Source organism: Carboxylicivirga fragile (genome assembly GCF_050589805.1).
Lineage (GTDB): Bacteria > Bacteroidota > Bacteroidia > Bacteroidales > Marinilabiliaceae > Carboxylicivirga > Carboxylicivirga fragile.
Genome location: NZ_JBNGOY010000027.1, coordinates 26,112 through 43,879, shown reverse-complemented (window position 1 = coordinate 43,879; position 17,768 = coordinate 26,112). Strand labels below are relative to the sequence as shown.

Genomic DNA, 17,768 nt, shown 5'->3' with positions numbered 1-17,768 from the left:
ATTCTTCATGTTAGGTTAGTAAATCATTTCCTCTTTAAAGTTCTCAACAATTGATGAGAAAGAATTTGCCACTGACTGGCCTAAACCACACTTGGCGGTTATTCTCATTGCTTCGGCCAAATCCATTAACTTATCGAGGTATGAAGATGGCTGCTCACCTTTTTTAACAGCTTCAACACCTAATAATAACTGCTGGGTTCCAACCCTGCATGGTGTACATTGCCCGCATGATTCTTCCACAAAAAAGTCGAGGTAGTTATGAAGTACGTTATACATCGAACGTGAAGAATTAAAAATCATCATTGATCCCCCTGTTGGTAAGGAAGTACCACGTAATTTTCCCTGGTAACCTATTACAGTTTTATCAAAACGCTTACGAGGTACACAGAAACCTGATGCACCACCCACTTGCACAGCTTTTGCATCACCATCGGCAAAATCATCAACAAACTTCTGTAAGGACATACCAAATTCCAATTCGTAAATACCAGGTACAGGGGTATCTCCCGAAACAGAAAACACCTTTGAACCTCTTGAATCTTGAATTCCTAAATCGCGGAACTTCTCCGGACCATATTTAAATATTGAATAGGTGTGCGCTAAGGTTTCTACATTATTAATTACAGTGGGTTTATCTTTATAGCCCTGAGCAGTTGGGAAAGGTGGTTTATTACGTGGTTCTCCACGTTTACCTTCCATACTTTCAAACAAGGCACTTTCCTCGCCGCAAATGTAAGCTCCGCTACCCAAGAAAATTTCAACTCTAAAATCTACTTTCATTTCATCTAACAAGCTGTGAAACTTATCAATGGCTTCTAACAATTGAGGTTTCAAGAATAAATACTCGCCTCGTAGATAAATAAATCCTTTTTTCGCCCCAATAATACGAGCACATACCGCCATTCCCGCTAATACTTTATGCGGAACGCTAGACAAAATCTCACGGTCTTTAAATGTTCCAGGTTCTCCTTCGTCGGCATTACAAATAACATATTTAACTTCTGTCTCTTCTTCTGATGCCAGTTTCCACTTTAATCCTGTTGGAAATCCAGCTCCACCCCTGCCTTTTAAACCAGAACTTATTAAGTCATTTATAACGTCATCGTTACTTCTTTTAAAAGTTTTCTCCAGTATAGCTTCTGTGTCATGCTCATTCTTAAAGATTAGGTCGAGCCTTTGCAGATGTTTCTTTTTCATATGATTATGTTTTCTTTTAATTACCATATGGAACTCGCCTAAGAAATAATTGTCTTAGTATGAAAATATTTTCTCACGGCTCGTTTCATAGCTTTAGGTTTAAAGGTTAGTTGGCACGAACTTCTTCGTGACGATACATCATAATTATTTCTCGTACCTTCTCAGGGGTAAGTTGTGTATATGGCTTATCGTTGATAAGCATGGCCGGACCTTTGTGACATTGTCCCAGGCAATTAGTCTCAAGTAAAGTGAACTTTCCGTCATGGGTAGTCTCACCTAAATTAATTTTCAGAACCGTTTCCAGTTCTTTAATGATTTGATTTTTTCCGTGCATCATACAAGTTATGGTCTTGCATACACGAATTACAAACTTTCCGAGCGGTTTAGTATGTAAAAACGAATAGAAGGTAGCAGTACCATACACCTGAGCCGCTGAAATATTCAACTCACGGGCTACCTCGACCATCGCATCCTCGGAAATGTGTTGCTCCTGGCTCACTATTCCTTGAAGAATTGGTAAAAGACTTTCTTCATTTCGACCGTGTTGTTCGGCCAAACCTTTTACCAGTTGTTTCACTGCTGTCATAATAGCTAAAATTTAAAGGTGATAAACCTCTCTTAATTAGAGATTCTTTTCTGTAATTTAATATTTTTTAACGTTTTTTACACATGACAATTATCATATTCTTTACTTTTAAGTATTATCAAGACTTATTCTTAATAGCTACGCTTCAATATTTTAAGCACTAACAGGTATTTGTAAGTCCTAATAACACTGACAATACACGATATTATCAAAATTTTAAACCTAACTAGTTTTTTACGACCTTAGCGCAAAATATAAAGCTGTGAGTTCAAAAGAATTATTAAATATGATTGGGCAGGGAGAACACCAAACCCAAGATTTCAAATTTGCTATTACCGACTCCAAGAAAATAGCCAGATCCTTAGTCGCTTTTGCCAATACCGATGGTGGCCGACTTTTGATTGGTGTAAAAGACAATGGTAATATTGTAGGCGTTGAATCAGACGAAGAATACTACATGATTGAAGCTGCAGCTAAAAAACATTGCCAACCTGCCATTCCGTTTGATACGATTAAATGGGAAGTGGAAGGTAAAACAGTACTTGAAATAGTCGTTAAGAAGAGTAAAAGAAGACCGCACAGAGCACCTGATCCCGATGGGCAAGCAACAGTCTACCATAGAGTAAAAGATATGAATATGGTTGCCAACCGTATTTTAATTGAAGTTTGGAAGAAAGAACGCGAAGGAACCGGTGCCTTACTAAAAATTAAATATGCCGAGAGTAAACTTTTAACCTACCTCGAAATCAATGGCTACATCACATTTTCAAAGTTTTGCGGAATGGCCAATATCAGTCCGCGTAAGGCCGAAAAAATACTTGTTAACCTCATTCACATGAAGGTGCTGGAAATGGACTTTACTGAATCACAAGTGTTTTATAAAATAAATACCAAACCTCAATTACCTGATTCGAACGAAGATGTGATTTTAGGTGATTTTTAAAAAAACGTATTAGTTTAGTTTCTCTTGGCCAAAGCATCGTAAAATACTTGCTGTATGGATGGCCTGATATTTTTTTGATAGATCAAACGATTCTCTCTTGTTGGATAGACTCTGTTCGACAGAAAAATATACATAAGTTTCTTGTCAGGATCTAACCACACAAATGTACCTGTAAACCCACCGTGTCCAAAACTAGTGATACTCACTGCAGGTGCAGGATAGCTATTTTCAATACTTAAAGTATCATTTCCAAAAAGAGGTTTATCAAAGCCTAGTGCCCGACGATTGTTATTTTCAGGAAACTGCACGCGAATAAATTCCTCAACAACTGCTTCATCGAGGTATCGTTTGCCAGCATATTCACCTTTTTGCAAGTACATCTGCATCAGTTTAGCCAAATCATTTGCTGATGAAAACAAACCAGCATTACCCGAAACTCCACCCATTACTGCCGCAGCTTCATCGTGCACAGTTCCTTGAATCTGTTTTTTACGATAATACTTATCATACTCCGTCGGCAAAATCCTGTTCGCACTCATTCTATCTAATGGATTATAACAAAGCGACGATGCCCCCAGAGGTTCAAAAAATGTTTGGTACAATAGTTCAGAGTAATCAGTTTCAAAAAGCTCAGTCAGCATTTCAGGGTAAATCATGAAAGATAGCCCACTATACTTGTACGCCTTCTTATCAAGTAAGGGCGATTTCCTAATGCTTTTATATATCTGCTTCTTAAACTTAGAATTTAAATACAGGTGCTCATCAATCTTTAAATTGTATGTTTCATCGGCTGAACTACTGTAATACTTCGACTTGTATTTACCGTGCTTCATGGTTGAAGGGTAATAATTTATATAAGGCGTCAATCTTCCTTGATGAGCTAAAATCTCGCGAAAGCTAATATCCGATTTATTTGAAGGATGAAGAAAGCCCTTCTTCCAATCAGACCAGGCCTCAGAAAAAGGCTGATCCAAGTCAATTAAACCCTGTTCGTAGGCTTTCATTAGTAAAGGAAGTGGTCCACTTATCTTAGTCACAGATGCCAAATCAAATACATCGTTCTGATGTACCTTCTTTCGTCTTTCATAAGTATGAAAACCATATGTCTTATTAAAGATTACATTTCTATCGTAAGCCACTAAGACATGACAGCCAGGAAAAGCCTTCATATCAAGCCCCGCAAGTACAACCGAATCAACTTTATTATTAATCCAATCCGAATCTAGTCCACTTGCTTCAGGTAGGGTATAGTGCAAACGACCTAAGGCTGAAACTTCAATGCCCATGCCTTCTTTATAGTTAGCATTTATACCGACTGGTAAAACACCATTTGCAGGAATAGCTCCGAACAACATTTGTGTAACTAAATCACGTGTATTTGCATTATTCTGATAGCTTAAAACCAAAGCATTCGTTTTACTCAAGTTATTTAGCCTCGTTAAATCATAAGGACTACCTCCATAAACCAAGCAACATTTACGTGAATCAATTAAGCTATCCAATTGAGATTGATACTTTTTAATAGTAGCCAAATCCTCAACAAGCAATAAAACTATAGTCTCACTTTTGGTATCAAGAAGTAAATCGTTTATTGCTTCTTGCCCTTTTAGATCAATGGCTGTATAACGCCAAAGTAAATCTCGCCATTCCGCTTTATTCTTAAAGCAAACAGCCGTTACATCAAGAGATTCAAGCTTATTAAATGGTAATATTGAATCCTTGTTCTCAAGTACCGTAATAGACTGTGCAAACAACTGACGAATCAGCAATTGAGCTTTATTATTTTGAAGTTTGGCTTTATTAAGGCGAACAGGCGTATATTCTGATAATCCGCACCAATACTTGGCAGCCAATACCTTTTTACATTTCTCTTCCAGCTCAGCCTCATTAAAATTCCCTTCCTCGATGGCCGCTTTAACAGTTTGAATAGCAAGAGGCAAATCCTTAGTAAATTCAACAACATCGTTTCCAGCCATCAAACATTTGAGATCAACCACACCGGGCTTATCGTAATTACTAAGCCCACGCATATTAACTGCATCAGTTATAACCAATCCCTTAAAATGCATCTCTTTTTTCAGTAAATCGGTAACAATAGCTTTTGATGTACTCGAAGGTTTATTTGGCTCAGGTTCCAACTTAGGAACATTTAAATGCGCAGTCATTACCCCCATAATACCATTATCAATAAGCTGGCGAAATGGATACAATTCTATGGAATCTAATCGCTCTTTTGTGTAAGGAATGACAGGCAATGCTTTATGTGAATCCACATCGGTATCTCCATGACCAGGAAAATGTTTGGCTACCGCAATAATGCCTTCACTTTGCATACCTTGTGCATATAACAAAGCTTTATTAGCCACTTTAACCGGGTTTTCACCAAACGATCGTTTACCAATAACAGGATTATCCGCATTATTATTAACATCAACAACGGGCGCAAAATTAACATGGATCCCCATTGCACTAAGCTGCCTCCCTACTTCCTTACCCATCTCAAAAATTAAGCTATCATTAGCGATAGCCCCTAAGGTCATTTGATAAGGAAAGGATAATATTGAATCGAGTCGCATTCCCAAGCCCCATTCGCCATCGATGGCAACCATTAGTGGAGTTTTAGATAAGGATTGATAATGGTTGTTTACGCTAACTAACTGCTGAGGATTTGTTTTAAAAATTACAATTCCACCTGGCTGGTGCTGCTCAATTAGTTTTTGGTATTTATAATTCTGGGTAAGGTTTTCCGAATTTTCAATGGCTATCCAAAATAACTGGGCAATACGTTCCTCCATATTTAGGGAAGCATAAACACTATCTACCCAAAGTTCAGTCTTTGGTGATACTTGAAATAAATGATTAGCCGAATGATTTTGTGCTTGAATAAATAGAAACGAATGCAAAAACAGAATAAATGCAAAATATCTCATACTAAGGAAATAATTTAATTTGGGTACAATAAGTATTTATTACGAAGTTGCGAATAAGCTTCTAACTCCTCTTGCCAACTCTCAACTATCTCCTGTTCTGTCCAAGCGCTGTTAACTTTTTCCAATAATCGATTGTTACCAGCCAATAGATTAAACCATCTTTCATTTGTTAATATTTCATCCTGTTCAACACAAGCATTCAGGAATTGAAGAAAATAGCTTAAGGTAAATTGATGACTAAGTTCCTCTTGACGTAAATCAAGCCCATAACATGTAAGCCCTTTCTGTGGCGGATGTTTTGACATCCCTTCAATACTTTTCGGCACAAAACTAAACTCCCCCATACAGCTATCCGGATAACCTATCACCTGAAATGGCATATATGTACCGCGCCCAATGCTTACCGTTGTTGCCTCGAAAAAGCACAATGAGGGATACAAACGTATTGATATGTCATTAGGTAGGTTTGGAGATGGTTTCACAGGTAAGGAATAAGACAGTTTATGCGTGTAATTCAACATTTCTATTACCTCCAAATCACATTGAACACTATCATTCAGCCAATACTCATTATTAATCATTAGAGCCAGCTCCCCAACAGTTAAACCATGAACTACAGGAATAGGATGCATACCAACAAAAGATTGAAACGCCGTATCCAAAACTGGCCCATCAAAATAGTCTCCGTTTGGGTTTGGGCGATCCAACACTATGAACCTAACGTTATTTTCAGCACATGCCTCCATCATATAATGCATGGATGATATATAGGTGTAAAAACGAACGCCAACATCCTGAATATCGAAAATAACAACATCTAAATCAGCGAGTGATTCAGCCGATGGTTTCTTCGACTTACCATACATCGAAATAACAGGTAATCCCGTTAAGGCATCCACATCTGAATTAATGTGCTCACCAGCATCAGCAGTTCCTCTGAAGCCATGCTCAGGAGCAAATATCTTTGTTACCGCAATGTTCTTTGCCAACAAGGTATCAATAAGGTGAGTACTATCAATTAATGAAGTGTGGTTCACCAATACGCCCACACGTTTATTTAGGAGTTGTGGTATGTACTCCTCAAAGCGTTCGCATCCTAATGATAGCTCAATGTGCTTTTCATTAGTTCGCGCTTGACACGAAAACAATGTTAATAAACCAAGAAGTAATAGGAAGCTAGTTGAACGTAAGTAAAGCATACTTTTTTTAGTAAAAATAAAAAAAACGGAGCAATAATGCTCCGTTTTTCCTTATGCTTGTCCTGTAGGACCAAAATTCATTGGCATGGGTGGAGCCGAACCATTGTCGGTTTGTTTGATAGGGCCATGTATCGACTCATATCGAACAATATTGTCTTTTAAGGCATTCATCAATCGCTTCGCGTGTTCAGGTGTGATAACAATACGAGATTTCACCTGTGCCTTTGGAACTCCTGGCATTATACGAACAAAATCTAATACGAATTCTGATGGTGAATGTGTGATTATGGCCAAATTAGAATAGGTCCCTTGAGCTACTTCCTCATTAAGCTCAATATTCAACTGATTTTGATTTTTCTTATCTTCCATACTATTTTTTTCAAAAAAGGGGAAGTCACAAACCGTGCTCCCCCTCATTCATTTATCTCAATAAAGTTTTATTCTTGCTCTTGCACTGATTCTTTGCTTACAAGACGATCAAACTCTTCTTTAGAACCAACAACCATCTTACGGAACTTGCGTAAACCTGTACCTGCTGGTATTAGGTGTCCACAAATAACGTTTTCTTTCAGTCCAACTAAGTTATCAATTTTACCTTGAATAGCGGCTTCATTAAGTACTTTAGTTGTTTCCTGGAAGGAAGCGGCTGACATAAAGCTCTTGGTTTGAAGTGCAGCACGAGTAATACCTTGCAGTACCTGACTCGATGTTGCTGGAACCGCTTCACGAGCAGTCACCAATTTCAAATCACGACGCTTCAACTGAGAGTTTTCATCGCGTAGACGACGAGCTGTAATTATCATACCTTCTTTCAAAGATTGAGAATCACCCGCATCTTCAACGACTTTCTTGCTCCAGATATTATCATTCTCAGCCATAAACTCTAGCTTGTCAACAATCTGTTTCTCTAGGAATTTAGTATCCCCTGGATCAGCAATGTCAACTTTACGCATCATCTGACGAACAATAATCTCGAAGTGCTTATCATTGATCTTCACACCCTGTAAACGATATACATCCTGTACTTCATTTACAATGTACTCTTGAACAGCAGTAGGCCCTTTAATTCCAAGTATATCAGAAGGTGTTGTTGCACCATCAGACAATGGTGTTCCAGCACGAACATAATCATTCTCCTGAACCAGAATCTGTTTAGATAATGATACTAAGTACTTCTTAACTTCATCATTTTTCGTAGTCACCAAAATTTCGCGGTTACCACGTTTGATTTTACCAAAAGTAACTTCACCATCAACCTCAGAAACTACTGCAGGGTTACTTGGGTTACGCGCCTCGAACAACTCAGTTACACGTGGCAGACCACCGGTGATATCACCCGCTTTACCAACTGCACGCGGAATCTTCACTAAGATCTGACCCATGGTTACTGAATCACCCTCTTCAACTGACATATGGGCACCTACAGGTAAGTTATAAGTCTTCAGAACTTCACCATCATCACTTAAAATACGTAATGCAGCATTCTTGGTCTTATCACGCGTTTCGATAATAATCTTTTCGCGGAAACCAGTTTGTTCATCAGACTCTTCCTTATAAGTAACACCATCAATCATATTATCGAAAGAAACCTTACCAGTTTTTTCAGTAATAATCAAGGCATTATATGGATCCCACTCACAAATCACATCACCTTTTTTGACCTCTGCACCATTCTTAATGAATAGTTTAGCACCATAAGGAATCGGGTTAGTTGTCAACGCAATATTTGTATTCTTATCGATGATACGTAATTCAGCCAAACGCCCAATTACAACATCAACTTTTTTACCTTCTTCTGTTTTCGCAGGAACAGTACGTAATTCTTCAATTTCAACAACACCATCGTATTTTGCAAGGATGTTATTCTCTGAAGTAATGTTACCCGCTGTACCCCCTACGTGGAAGGTACGAAGTGTTAACTGTGTACCCGGTTCACCAATCGACTGAGCTGCAACAACTCCAACGGCTTCACCAATCTGCACCATGCGTCCAGTAGCCAAGTTACGTCCGTAACATTTACCACAAACACCTTTCTTCGACTCACATGTTAACACCGAACGAATTTCAACACGTTCTATTGGAGAACTATCGATAATTCGAGCATGTGTCTCAGAAATCTCCTGACCAGAACTTAAAATTAAGTCTCCAGTACTTGGATGGTAGATATCGTGTACCGATACACGTCCTAAGATACGCTCATATAAAGAAGCAACAACTTCTTCGTTATTCTTAATATCCGTAGCTGTCAAACCTCTTAATGTTCCACAATCATCTTCATGTATTACAACATCTTGAGAAACATCAACCAAACGACGCGTTAGGTAACCCGCATCGGCAGTTTTAAGAGCCGTATCCGCAAGACCTTTACGAGCACCGTGAGTAGAAATAAAGTACTCAAGTACCGATAGACCTTCTTTAAAGTTCGAAAGAATAGGGTTTTCAATAATCTGACCACCTTCAGCTCCAGACTTTTGAGGTTTGGCCATCAGACCCCTCATACCAGATAACTGACGAATCTGCTCTTTCGATCCCCTCGCACCTGAATCAAGCATCATATAAACAGAGTTGAAACCTTGTCTATCTGAACTTAACTGATTCATTAAGGTCTGAGTCAATTTCGCATTAACATGCGTCCATATATCGATAATCTGGTTGTAGCGTTCATTGTTGGTAATGAAACCCATGTTATAGTTATTCACTACATCAGCAACTTCAGCATAACCTTCGTTAACCAATGTTTCCTTTTCAGCCGGAATAATTACATCACCAAGGTTAAACGATAGTCCACCCTCAAATGCCATACGGTATCCAAGGTTCTTGATATCATCAAGGAAAGCAGCTGTACGTGGTGTACCACATACTTTATGTACTTTACCAATAATATCACGAAGTGCTTTCTTCGTTAATAACTCATTGATATATCCAGCTTCAGTAGGAACAAACTCGTTAAACAAGATACGTCCAACAGTAGTTTCAATCATTTGAGTTTCTATCTCACCAGCTTCATTTAAGTCCTGCGTTTTAACTTTAACGATGGCATGTAAATCCACACGTTTCTCATTAAATGCAATCTTACTTTCTGCAGGCGAATAGAATACTAAACCTTCACCCTTAGCACCTTCACGTGGCTTGGTCATGTAATAAAGACCCAAAACCATATCCTGAGAAGGTACAGTAATAGGTGCCCCATTAGCAGGGTTTAATATATTTTGAGAAGCCAACATTAACATCTGTGCTTCCAAAATTGCTGCATTACCTAATGGTAAGTGAACAGCCATCTGGTCACCATCAAAATCGGCGTTAAATGCCGCACAAGCTAATGGATGTAATTGAATTGCTTTTCCCTCAATTAATTTAGGTTGGAATGATTGAATACCTAAACGGTGAAGTGTAGGAGCACGGTTTAACATTACCGGATGCCCTTTCAACACATTTTCCAATATATCCCAAACCACTGGGTCTTTACGGTCAACAATTTTCTTTGCTGATTTAACCGTTTTTACCACCCCACGCTCAATAAGCTTACGAATGACAAATGGTTTATACAGCTCAGCAGCCATATCCTTAGGAATACCACATTCGTGCATATTCAACTCAGGACCTACAACGATTACAGAACGTGCTGAATAATCAACACGCTTACCAAGTAAGTTCTGACGGAAACGACCTTGTTTACCTTTCAAACTATCACTTAATGATTTTAAAGGACGGTTTGAATCAGTTTTAACGGCATTTGATTTACGTGAGTTGTCGAACAATGAATCAACAGCCTCTTGTAACATACGTTTCTCATTACGTAAAATCACTTCAGGAGCCTTGATTTCGATCAAACGCTTCAAACGGTTATTACGGATAATAACACGACGGTAAAGATCGTTCAAATCTGAAGTCGCAAAACGACCACCATCCAAAGGTACCAAAGGACGTAATTCTGGTGGAATTACCGGAACTACTTTTACGATCATCCACTCAGGACGATTAATACCTTGTGAATCACGGAACGAACCTACCACTTGCAAACGCTTCAAAGCCTCATTTTTACGTTGCTGTGAAGTTTCTGTATTTGCTTTGTGACGTAAATCGTAAGATAATGAATCCAATTCAATGCGGCTAAGAAGCATATGCAAGGCATCAGCTCCCATTTTCGCGATGAATTTATTTGGATCATCATCATCTAAATGTTGATTGTCTTTTGGAAGCGCTTCAAGAATATCAAGATATTCCTCTTCTGTCAAGAAATCCATTTTATTGACACCATCTTCAGCCTTAATACCAGGTTGAATTACGACATAACGTTCGTAATAGATAATAGTATCCAATTTTTTGGTTGGTAAGCCCAAAAGGTAACCTATTTTATTAGGTAACGATTTGAAATACCAAATATGTGCTACAGGTACAACCAATGAGATATGTCCCATTCGTTCGCGACGTACTTTCTTCTCCGTTACTTCAACACCACAACGGTCACAAACAATGCCTCTATACCTGATACGCTTATATTTACCACAGTGACACTCATAATCCTTTACAGGACCGAATATTCTTTCACAGAATAAACCATCACGTTCAGGCTTATAAGTACGGTAGTTAATAGTTTCAGGTTTAAGCACCTCACCACTTGACGACTCCAAAATTTCTTCTGGAGAAGACAAACCTATGCGGATTTTGCTGAAACTACTTTTTGTTTTCTGATCTCTTCTAAATGCCATACTGCGTAGAGTATTATGTAATTTATATAATATGGATATGAAGAGAATGGTGACCAGCACCAATCTCTTCGATCAGACTATTAATCTAGGTTCACGCTAAGTCCAAGACCTCGCATCTCGTGAAGCAATACATTCAATGACTCCGGTATTCCAGCTTGTGGAAGTGGATCACCTTTTACAATCGCTTCATAAGCTTTGGCTCGTCCTATAACATCATCTGATTTCACAGTTAAGATCTCTTGTAGGATATTAGCGGCACCAAAAGCCTCTAATGCCCATACCTCCATCTCACCAAAACGCTGACCACCAAACTGAGCTTTACCACCCAATGGTTGCTGCGTAATTAATGAGTAAGGTCCGATTGATCTAGCATGCATCTTATCTTCAACCATGTGCCCCAGTTTAAGCATATAAATAATACCTACTGTTGCTGGCTGATGGAAGCGCTCACCTGTTCCACCATCGTACAAGTATGTACGACCATAGCGAGGAACTCCTGCTTTATCAGTCCACGAATTCATATCATCCATAGAAGCACCATCAAAAATTGGAGTGGCAAATTTGACACCCAAGTTCTTTCCGGCCCATGCTAATACAGTTTCATAAATCTGTCCAAGGTTCATCCTTGAAGGCACACCTAGTGGATTCAATACAATATCTACTGGCGTTCCATCTTCAAGAAATGGCATATCTTCGGCACGTACAATTTTGGATACAATACCCTTGTTACCATGACGACCAGCCATCTTATCTCCGACAGTAATTTTACGTTTCTTAGCGATATAAACTTTAGCTAACTGAATAATACCAGCTGGTAGCTCATCTCCAATCGTCACATTGTATTTCTGACGTTTTTCGTGGGCTTCCAATTCTTTGTATTTCATACGGTAATTATGAATTACCTTAGAAATTAGCTCGTTTCTATCTTTATCAGTTGTCCACTTATTTGGATTAACATTTAAGTACTCAATGTCGTTCAGAATTTTCTGAGTAAACTTGGTACCCTTTGATACGATATCAACTTCAAGATAATCCTTAACACCTTGCGATGTTTTGCCATTAACCTGAGTAAATAACTTATCTATTAATCTTCCTTTAAGTTCATCTGCTGATCTTGCAAAATCCTCATCAATCTTCGTAATCTGACTTTTCTCAGTAGTACGCGATTTACGATCTTTAACAATACGAGAGAACAACTTCTTATCTATTACAACTCCTTTTAGCGATGGAGAAGCTTTTAATGATGCATCTTTTACATCACCAGCTTTTTCACCGAAAATAGCACGAAGTAATTTTTCTTCTGGTGTTGGGTCACTTTCACCTTTTGGGGTAATCTTGCCAATTAAGATATCACCAGGCTTAACGTGAGCTCCAATACGAATTAATCCGTTTTCATCAAGGTCTTTTGTAGCTTCTTCACTAACGTTAGGAATATCTGAAGTTAATTCTTCCAATCCACGTTTAGTGTCACGCACTTCTAATGAGTACTCATCGATGTGTACCGAAGTAAATACGTCATTTCGAACAACACGTTCAGAAATTACAATCGCATCCTCAAAGTTATAACCTTTCCAAGGCATAAATGCCACTTTCAGGTTACGTCCTAATCCAAGTTCACCTTTCTCGGTTGAGTAACCATCAGTCAATATCTGACCTTCAGCAACTCTGTCGCCTTTTCTAACTAAAGGCTTAACATCGATACAAGTGTTCTGGTTAGTTTTTTGATATTTAATGATAGGATAACGCTTAGTATCACCTTCGAAGGTTACAAAGCGATCATTATCTGTTAAATCATAACGAATTACAATCTCATCAGCATCCACATACTCTACAACACCCTCGCCTTCAGCAACAATATGTGTACGTGAATCTTGAATCAACTTACCCTCTAGTCCAGTTCCAACAATCGGTGACTCAGGCTTCAATAAAGGTACAGCCTGACGCATCATGTTAGATCCCATCAGTGCACGGTTGGCATCATCGTGCTCAAGGAAAGGAATTAGAGATGCAGCAACAGAAGCAATCTGGTTAGGTGCAACGTCCATCATGTGAACCTTAGTCGGTTCTACAACCGGGAAGTCACCTTCTTCACGTGCCTTAACTCTTTCGTTAATAAAGAATCCATCCTCACCCACTGGCGCATTTGCCTGTGCAATGATTTTTTCTTCTTCCTCTTCTGCCGTTAAATATGAAACGCCTTCGTTAGATAAATCAACTTTACCTTCCTCAACACTTCTATAAGGTGTTTCGATAAAACCTAGGTCGTTAATTTTAGCATAAACACATAATGAAGAAATCAAACCAATGTTTGGTCCCTCAGGTGTTTCAATCGGACATAAACGGCCATAGTGTGTATAGTGAACATCACGTACCTCAAAACCTGCTCTTTCACGAGACAGACCTCCAGGCCCTAATGCAGACATACGACGTTTGTGTGTTATCTCGGCAAGTGGATTGGTTTGATCCATAAACTGAGATAAAGCATTTGTTCCAAAGAAACTATTAATAACCGACGAAAGTGTCTTGCTATTAATCAAATCAATTGGAGTAAATACCTCGTTGTCACGTACATTCATTCGCTCACGAATAGTACGTGCCATACGTGCTAAACCAACACCAAACTGATTAGACATTTGCTCACCAACAGTACGTACACGACGGTTACTTAAGTGATCAATATCATCAACATCAGTTTTTGAGTTAATTAACTGAATCAAGTGTTTAATAATCGCAATGATATCATCACGTGTTAACACTTTATTTTCAGCTGGTGTATTTAGATTCAATTTCTTATTCAAACGGTAACGACCTACTTCTCCTAAGTCATAACGCTTGTCTGAAAAGAATAATTTATCAATAACGTCACGTGCTGTAGCCTCATCAGGTGGCTCAGCATTTCTCAACTGTCGATAGATGTGAACTACAGCCTCTTTTTCAGAGTTACAAGGATCTTTCTGTAGTGTATTATAGATGATTGCAAAATCAGACAAATTCTGATTTTCCTTGTGCAATAGAATGGTTTTTGTACCGGAGTCAATGATTTCTTCAACGTGTTCTTCAGCAATAACTGTTTCACGATCGATCACAACTTCATTACGCTCGATGGAAACAACCTCACCTGTATCTTCATCCACGAAATCCTCAATCCAGGTTTTCAAAACACGTGCAGCCAGCTTACGGCCAACCACTTTTTTCAAACCTGCCTTATTGACTTTAATTTCATCTGCCAAGTCGAAGATGGCTAAGATATCCTTATCCCCTTCGTATCCAATGGCTCTTAATAGTGTTGTAACAGGAAGTTTTTTCTTTCTGTCGATGTAAGCATACATCACACTATTTATATCGGTAGCAAATTCAATCCATGATCCTTTAAAAGGTATAATACGCGCAGAGTACAATTTAGTACCATTGGCATGTACGCTTTGGCCAAAGAATACACCAGGTGAACGGTGTAACTGACTTACAACAACACGCTCTGCACCATTAATGATAAAGCTACCTTTATCGGTCATGTAAGGAATTGTGCCCAAATATACATCTTGTACAACTGTATCGAAATCCTCATGTTCAGGATCGGTACAGTACAATTTTAATTTGGCTTTTAGAGGTACACTAAAAGTTAAACCTCTTTCTATGCACTCTGAGAGGCTATATCTCGGGGGATCAATAGAGAAGTCAAGAAATTCTAAAACGAAGTTATTTCTTGTATCCGTAATTGGAAAATTCTCATTGAAAACCTGATATAAACCCTCAAGTTTCCGCTCTTCCGGGGTGGTTCCCTTTTGGAAGAATTCGCGGAAAGATTTTAATTGAACCTCCAACAAGTCAGGGTAATTCAACCTATTCTGTATGGAAGCAAAACTAATCCTCTCGGTAGTATTTGGAGTCATCTATCAACAAATTTATTGAACCTAAAACATTAAAGCACAAAAAGGTTTAGGAGCCCAAAAGGGTTCCTAAACCGTATCCTTATATAGGAATTTGATTACTTAAGTTCAACTTCTGCTCCTGCCTCTTCTAATTGAGATTTTAATGCTTCAGCTTCTTCTTTAGTGATCTTTTCCTTCAATGCTGTAGGAGCTTTGTCAACTAATTCTTTAGCGTCTTTAAGACCTACACCAGTCATTTCTTTCACTAACTTAACGATAGCTAATTTAGAACCACCAGCAGAGTTTAAGATTACATCAAACTCAGTTTGCTCAGCAGCAGCATCACCTTCGCCACCAGCAGCAGGACCAGCAACAGCTACAGCAGCAGCTGCAGGTTCGATACCGTGTTCCTCTTTTAATACTTCAGCAAGTTCGTTAACTTCTTTAACAGTCAAATTTACTAATTCTTCTGCAAGCTTTTTGATATCAGCCATTTTTCTATTTATTAAATATTGTTTGTACTTTTTTTATTCTCTTTCTCCTAAGGTCTTCAATACACCGTGAATAGTGTTTCCGCCTGATTGTAGTGCAGATACAACATTCTTCATTGGTGACTGAAGTAATCCAACGATTTCGCCAAGTAGCTCATCCTTAGACTTGATATTACATAGTGCTTCAAGTTGATCTTCGCCAATGTAAAGACATTCCTCTACAAATGCACTCTTAAGCGTTGGCTTAGCGTTAGCTTTAGCAAACTCTTTAATCAACCTAGCAGGAACATTTCCAGTATTGGAGAATAATACCGCTGTAGTTCCTTTAAAGGTGCTAAACATTTCTTCGTACTCACCATCCACTTCTTCCAAAGCTTTGCGTAAAAGGGTGTTTTTAACCATCACCATTTTTACTTCTTTCTTAAAACACTCACGACGTAAGTTACTACTTACCTCAGCGTTTAAGCCTCCAGCTTCAGTTACATAGAAGTGACTGAACTCATTAATGTTAGCAACTAAATCGTTGACAACCGTATTTTTATCTTCTTTTCTCATGATTCCTTCTTTCTTTAAAGATTAAACATTAAGCATCAACCGATTTAGGTTCGATGCGAAGACCAGGACTCATGGTACTCGAAAGACTAACACTCTTAACGTAAGTTCCTTTTGCCGATGACGGCTTAAGCTTCATGATCATTGCCATGAATTCTTTTACGTTTTCAACGATTTTATCTTCAGTAAACGATACCTTACCAACAGATGTGTGGATAATTCCGTACTTGTCAACTTTAAAGTCAATTTTACCTGCTTTAACTTCGTTAACAGCCTTTGCTATATCCATGGTTACAGTACCACTTTTCGGATTCGGCATTAGTCCACGTGGGCCTAATATACGTCCTAAAGCACCTACCTTAGCCATTACACTTGGCATGGTTATAATCACGTCCACATCGGTCCAACCACCTTTGATTTTTTCGATGTATTCGTCTAGTCCAACATAATCAGCGCCTGCTGCCTTTGCTTCTTCCTCCTTATCAGGAGTACACATCACAAGTACGCGAGTTACTTTTCCCGTTCCGTGAGGCAAAGTGACAACACCTCTAACCATTTGGTTCGCTTTACGCGGGTCTACACCCAAGCGAACGTCAACGTCTAGTGATGCATCAAATTTGGTAGTGGTAATTTCCTTAACCAATTTTGCTGCTTCTTCAATCGTATACTGTTTTGAGGCATCGATTTTTTCTAACGCTAACTTTTTATTCTTTGTTAGTTTTGTCATTTTCGCAAAAAGGTATTAATTAGTTACTACCAGGGAATTCGCCTTTCATGGTGACACCCATACTTCTGGCGGTACCAGCGATCATCCTCATTGCAGATTCTACTTTAAAACAATTCAAGTCAGCCATCTTATCCTCAGCTATTGTACGTGCCTGTTCCCAGGTAATAGAACCAACTTTCCTACGATTAGGTTCCGGAGAACCACTCTTAAGTTTTGCCGCTTCCAAAATTTGCACAGCTGCCGGAGGTGTTTTAATGATAAATTCAAATGATTTATCTTTATACACCGAGATGACCACAGGTAAAACTTTACCAGCTTTTTCCTGTGTTCTGGCATTGAATTGCTTACAGAACTCCATAATGTTCACCCCTTTTGCACCTAATGCAGGTCCAACCGGAGGTGAAGGATTCGCAGCGCCACCTTTTATCTGAAGTTTGATAAAAGCTTCTACTTCTTTAGCCATTGTAGCAATTCGTATTTATTAATAAAAAATGAGATAAAATAAGATTGATTACTTGTAGATGCAAACATTACGTTTACATGGAAGTCTTTATACTACTAAGCA

Annotated in this window: 12 protein-coding genes; 1 reads left to right on the top strand and 11 read right to left on the bottom strand. The window is 38.6% G+C overall.

Going from position 1 to position 17,768, the window contains the following annotated elements:
• Positions 1–15: 15 nt before the first annotated feature.
• A complete protein-coding gene (locus ACRD7B_RS13130; protein ID WP_430825027.1) occupies positions 16–1,197 on the bottom strand; it encodes an NADH-ubiquinone oxidoreductase-F iron-sulfur binding region domain-containing protein in 1,182 nt (393 codons plus the stop codon).
• Positions 1,198–1,303: 106 nt separating this feature from the next.
• On the bottom strand, positions 1,304–1,783 hold the full coding sequence (gene nuoE / locus ACRD7B_RS13125; RefSeq protein WP_430825026.1) for an NADH-quinone oxidoreductase subunit NuoE: 480 nt from the start codon (positions 1,781–1,783) through the stop codon (positions 1,304–1,306).
• 262 nt (positions 1,784–2,045) lie between these two features.
• Between nuoE and ACRD7B_RS13120 the strand changes: the two genes are divergently transcribed.
• The gene (locus ACRD7B_RS13120; RefSeq protein ID WP_430825025.1) at positions 2,046–2,726 is read left to right on the top strand and encodes an AlbA family DNA-binding domain-containing protein; all 681 of its coding nucleotides are present in this window, start codon (positions 2,046–2,048) and stop codon (positions 2,724–2,726) included.
• A 14-nt stretch (positions 2,727–2,740) separates the two neighbouring features.
• Here ACRD7B_RS13120 and ACRD7B_RS13115 read toward each other — a convergent pair whose 3' ends face one another.
• The 9 genes from ACRD7B_RS13115 to rplK all read right to left on the bottom strand — a co-directional run bounded on the left by ACRD7B_RS13115 (position 2,741) and on the right by rplK (position 17,666).
• A complete protein-coding gene (locus ACRD7B_RS13115; protein ID WP_430825024.1) occupies positions 2,741–5,656 on the bottom strand; it encodes a serine hydrolase domain-containing protein in 2,916 nt (971 codons plus the stop codon).
• A gap of 14 nt (positions 5,657–5,670) precedes the next feature.
• On the bottom strand, positions 5,671–6,855 hold the full coding sequence (locus ACRD7B_RS13110; protein WP_430825023.1) for an exo-beta-N-acetylmuramidase NamZ family protein: 1,185 nt from the start codon (positions 6,853–6,855) through the stop codon (positions 5,671–5,673).
• A gap of 51 nt (positions 6,856–6,906) precedes the next feature.
• On the bottom strand, positions 6,907–7,224 hold the full coding sequence (locus ACRD7B_RS13105) for a DUF3467 domain-containing protein (RefSeq protein ID WP_430825022.1): 318 nt from the start codon (positions 7,222–7,224) through the stop codon (positions 6,907–6,909).
• A 68-nt stretch (positions 7,225–7,292) separates the two neighbouring features.
• Positions 7,293–11,564, bottom strand: a complete 4,272-nt coding sequence (gene rpoC / locus ACRD7B_RS13100; protein WP_430825021.1) for a DNA-directed RNA polymerase subunit beta' — start codon at positions 11,562–11,564, stop codon at positions 7,293–7,295.
• Between the two features lie 80 nt (positions 11,565–11,644).
• Entirely contained in the window at positions 11,645–15,454 is a 3,810-nt protein-coding gene (gene rpoB / locus ACRD7B_RS13095; RefSeq protein WP_430825020.1) for a DNA-directed RNA polymerase subunit beta, read from the bottom strand.
• Positions 15,455–15,549: 95 nt separating this feature from the next.
• Complete coding sequence (gene rplL, locus ACRD7B_RS13090) at positions 15,550–15,927, bottom strand: 50S ribosomal protein L7/L12 (protein WP_430825019.1); 378 nt, start codon at positions 15,925–15,927, stop codon at positions 15,550–15,552.
• A gap of 33 nt (positions 15,928–15,960) precedes the next feature.
• Positions 15,961–16,479 carry a 50S ribosomal protein L10 gene (gene rplJ, locus ACRD7B_RS13085; RefSeq protein WP_430825018.1) on the bottom strand — a complete coding sequence of 173 codons (519 nt, stop codon included), beginning with the start codon at positions 16,477–16,479 and terminating at the stop codon, positions 15,961–15,963.
• A 28-nt stretch (positions 16,480–16,507) separates the two neighbouring features.
• Positions 16,508–17,203 (bottom strand): 50S ribosomal protein L1, encoded by a 696-nt coding sequence (rplA, locus tag ACRD7B_RS13080; protein ID WP_430825017.1) that lies wholly within the window; start codon positions 17,201–17,203, stop codon positions 16,508–16,510.
• Between the two features lie 19 nt (positions 17,204–17,222).
• Positions 17,223–17,666, bottom strand: a complete 444-nt coding sequence (gene rplK / locus ACRD7B_RS13075; protein WP_430825016.1) for a 50S ribosomal protein L11 — start codon at positions 17,664–17,666, stop codon at positions 17,223–17,225.
• Positions 17,667–17,768 lie beyond the last annotated feature (102 nt).

Coding starts and splice junctions, on each gene's coding strand:
- ACRD7B_RS13130 (WP_430825027.1), bottom strand. CDS start 1,197: ATGAAAAAGAAACATCTGCAAAGGCTCGACCTAATCTTTAAGAATGAG.
- nuoE (WP_430825026.1), bottom strand. CDS start 1,783: ATGACAGCAGTGAAACAACTGGTAAAAGGTTTGGCCGAACAACACGGT.
- ACRD7B_RS13115 (WP_430825024.1), bottom strand. CDS start 5,656: ATGAGATATTTTGCATTTATTCTGTTTTTGCATTCGTTTCTATTTATT.
- ACRD7B_RS13110 (WP_430825023.1), bottom strand. CDS start 6,855: ATGCTTTACTTACGTTCAACTAGCTTCCTATTACTTCTTGGTTTATTA.
- ACRD7B_RS13105 (WP_430825022.1), bottom strand. CDS start 7,224: ATGGAAGATAAGAAAAATCAAAATCAGTTGAATATTGAGCTTAATGAG.
- rpoC (WP_430825021.1), bottom strand. CDS start 11,564: ATGGCATTTAGAAGAGATCAGAAAACAAAAAGTAGTTTCAGCAAAATC.
- rpoB (WP_430825020.1), bottom strand. CDS start 15,454: ATGACTCCAAATACTACCGAGAGGATTAGTTTTGCTTCCATACAGAAT.
- rplL (WP_430825019.1), bottom strand. CDS start 15,927: ATGGCTGATATCAAAAAGCTTGCAGAAGAATTAGTAAATTTGACTGTT.
- rplJ (WP_430825018.1), bottom strand. CDS start 16,479: ATGAGAAAAGAAGATAAAAATACGGTTGTCAACGATTTAGTTGCTAAC.
- rplA (WP_430825017.1), bottom strand. CDS start 17,203: ATGACAAAACTAACAAAGAATAAAAAGTTAGCGTTAGAAAAAATCGAT.
- rplK (WP_430825016.1), bottom strand. CDS start 17,666: ATGGCTAAAGAAGTAGAAGCTTTTATCAAACTTCAGATAAAAGGTGGC.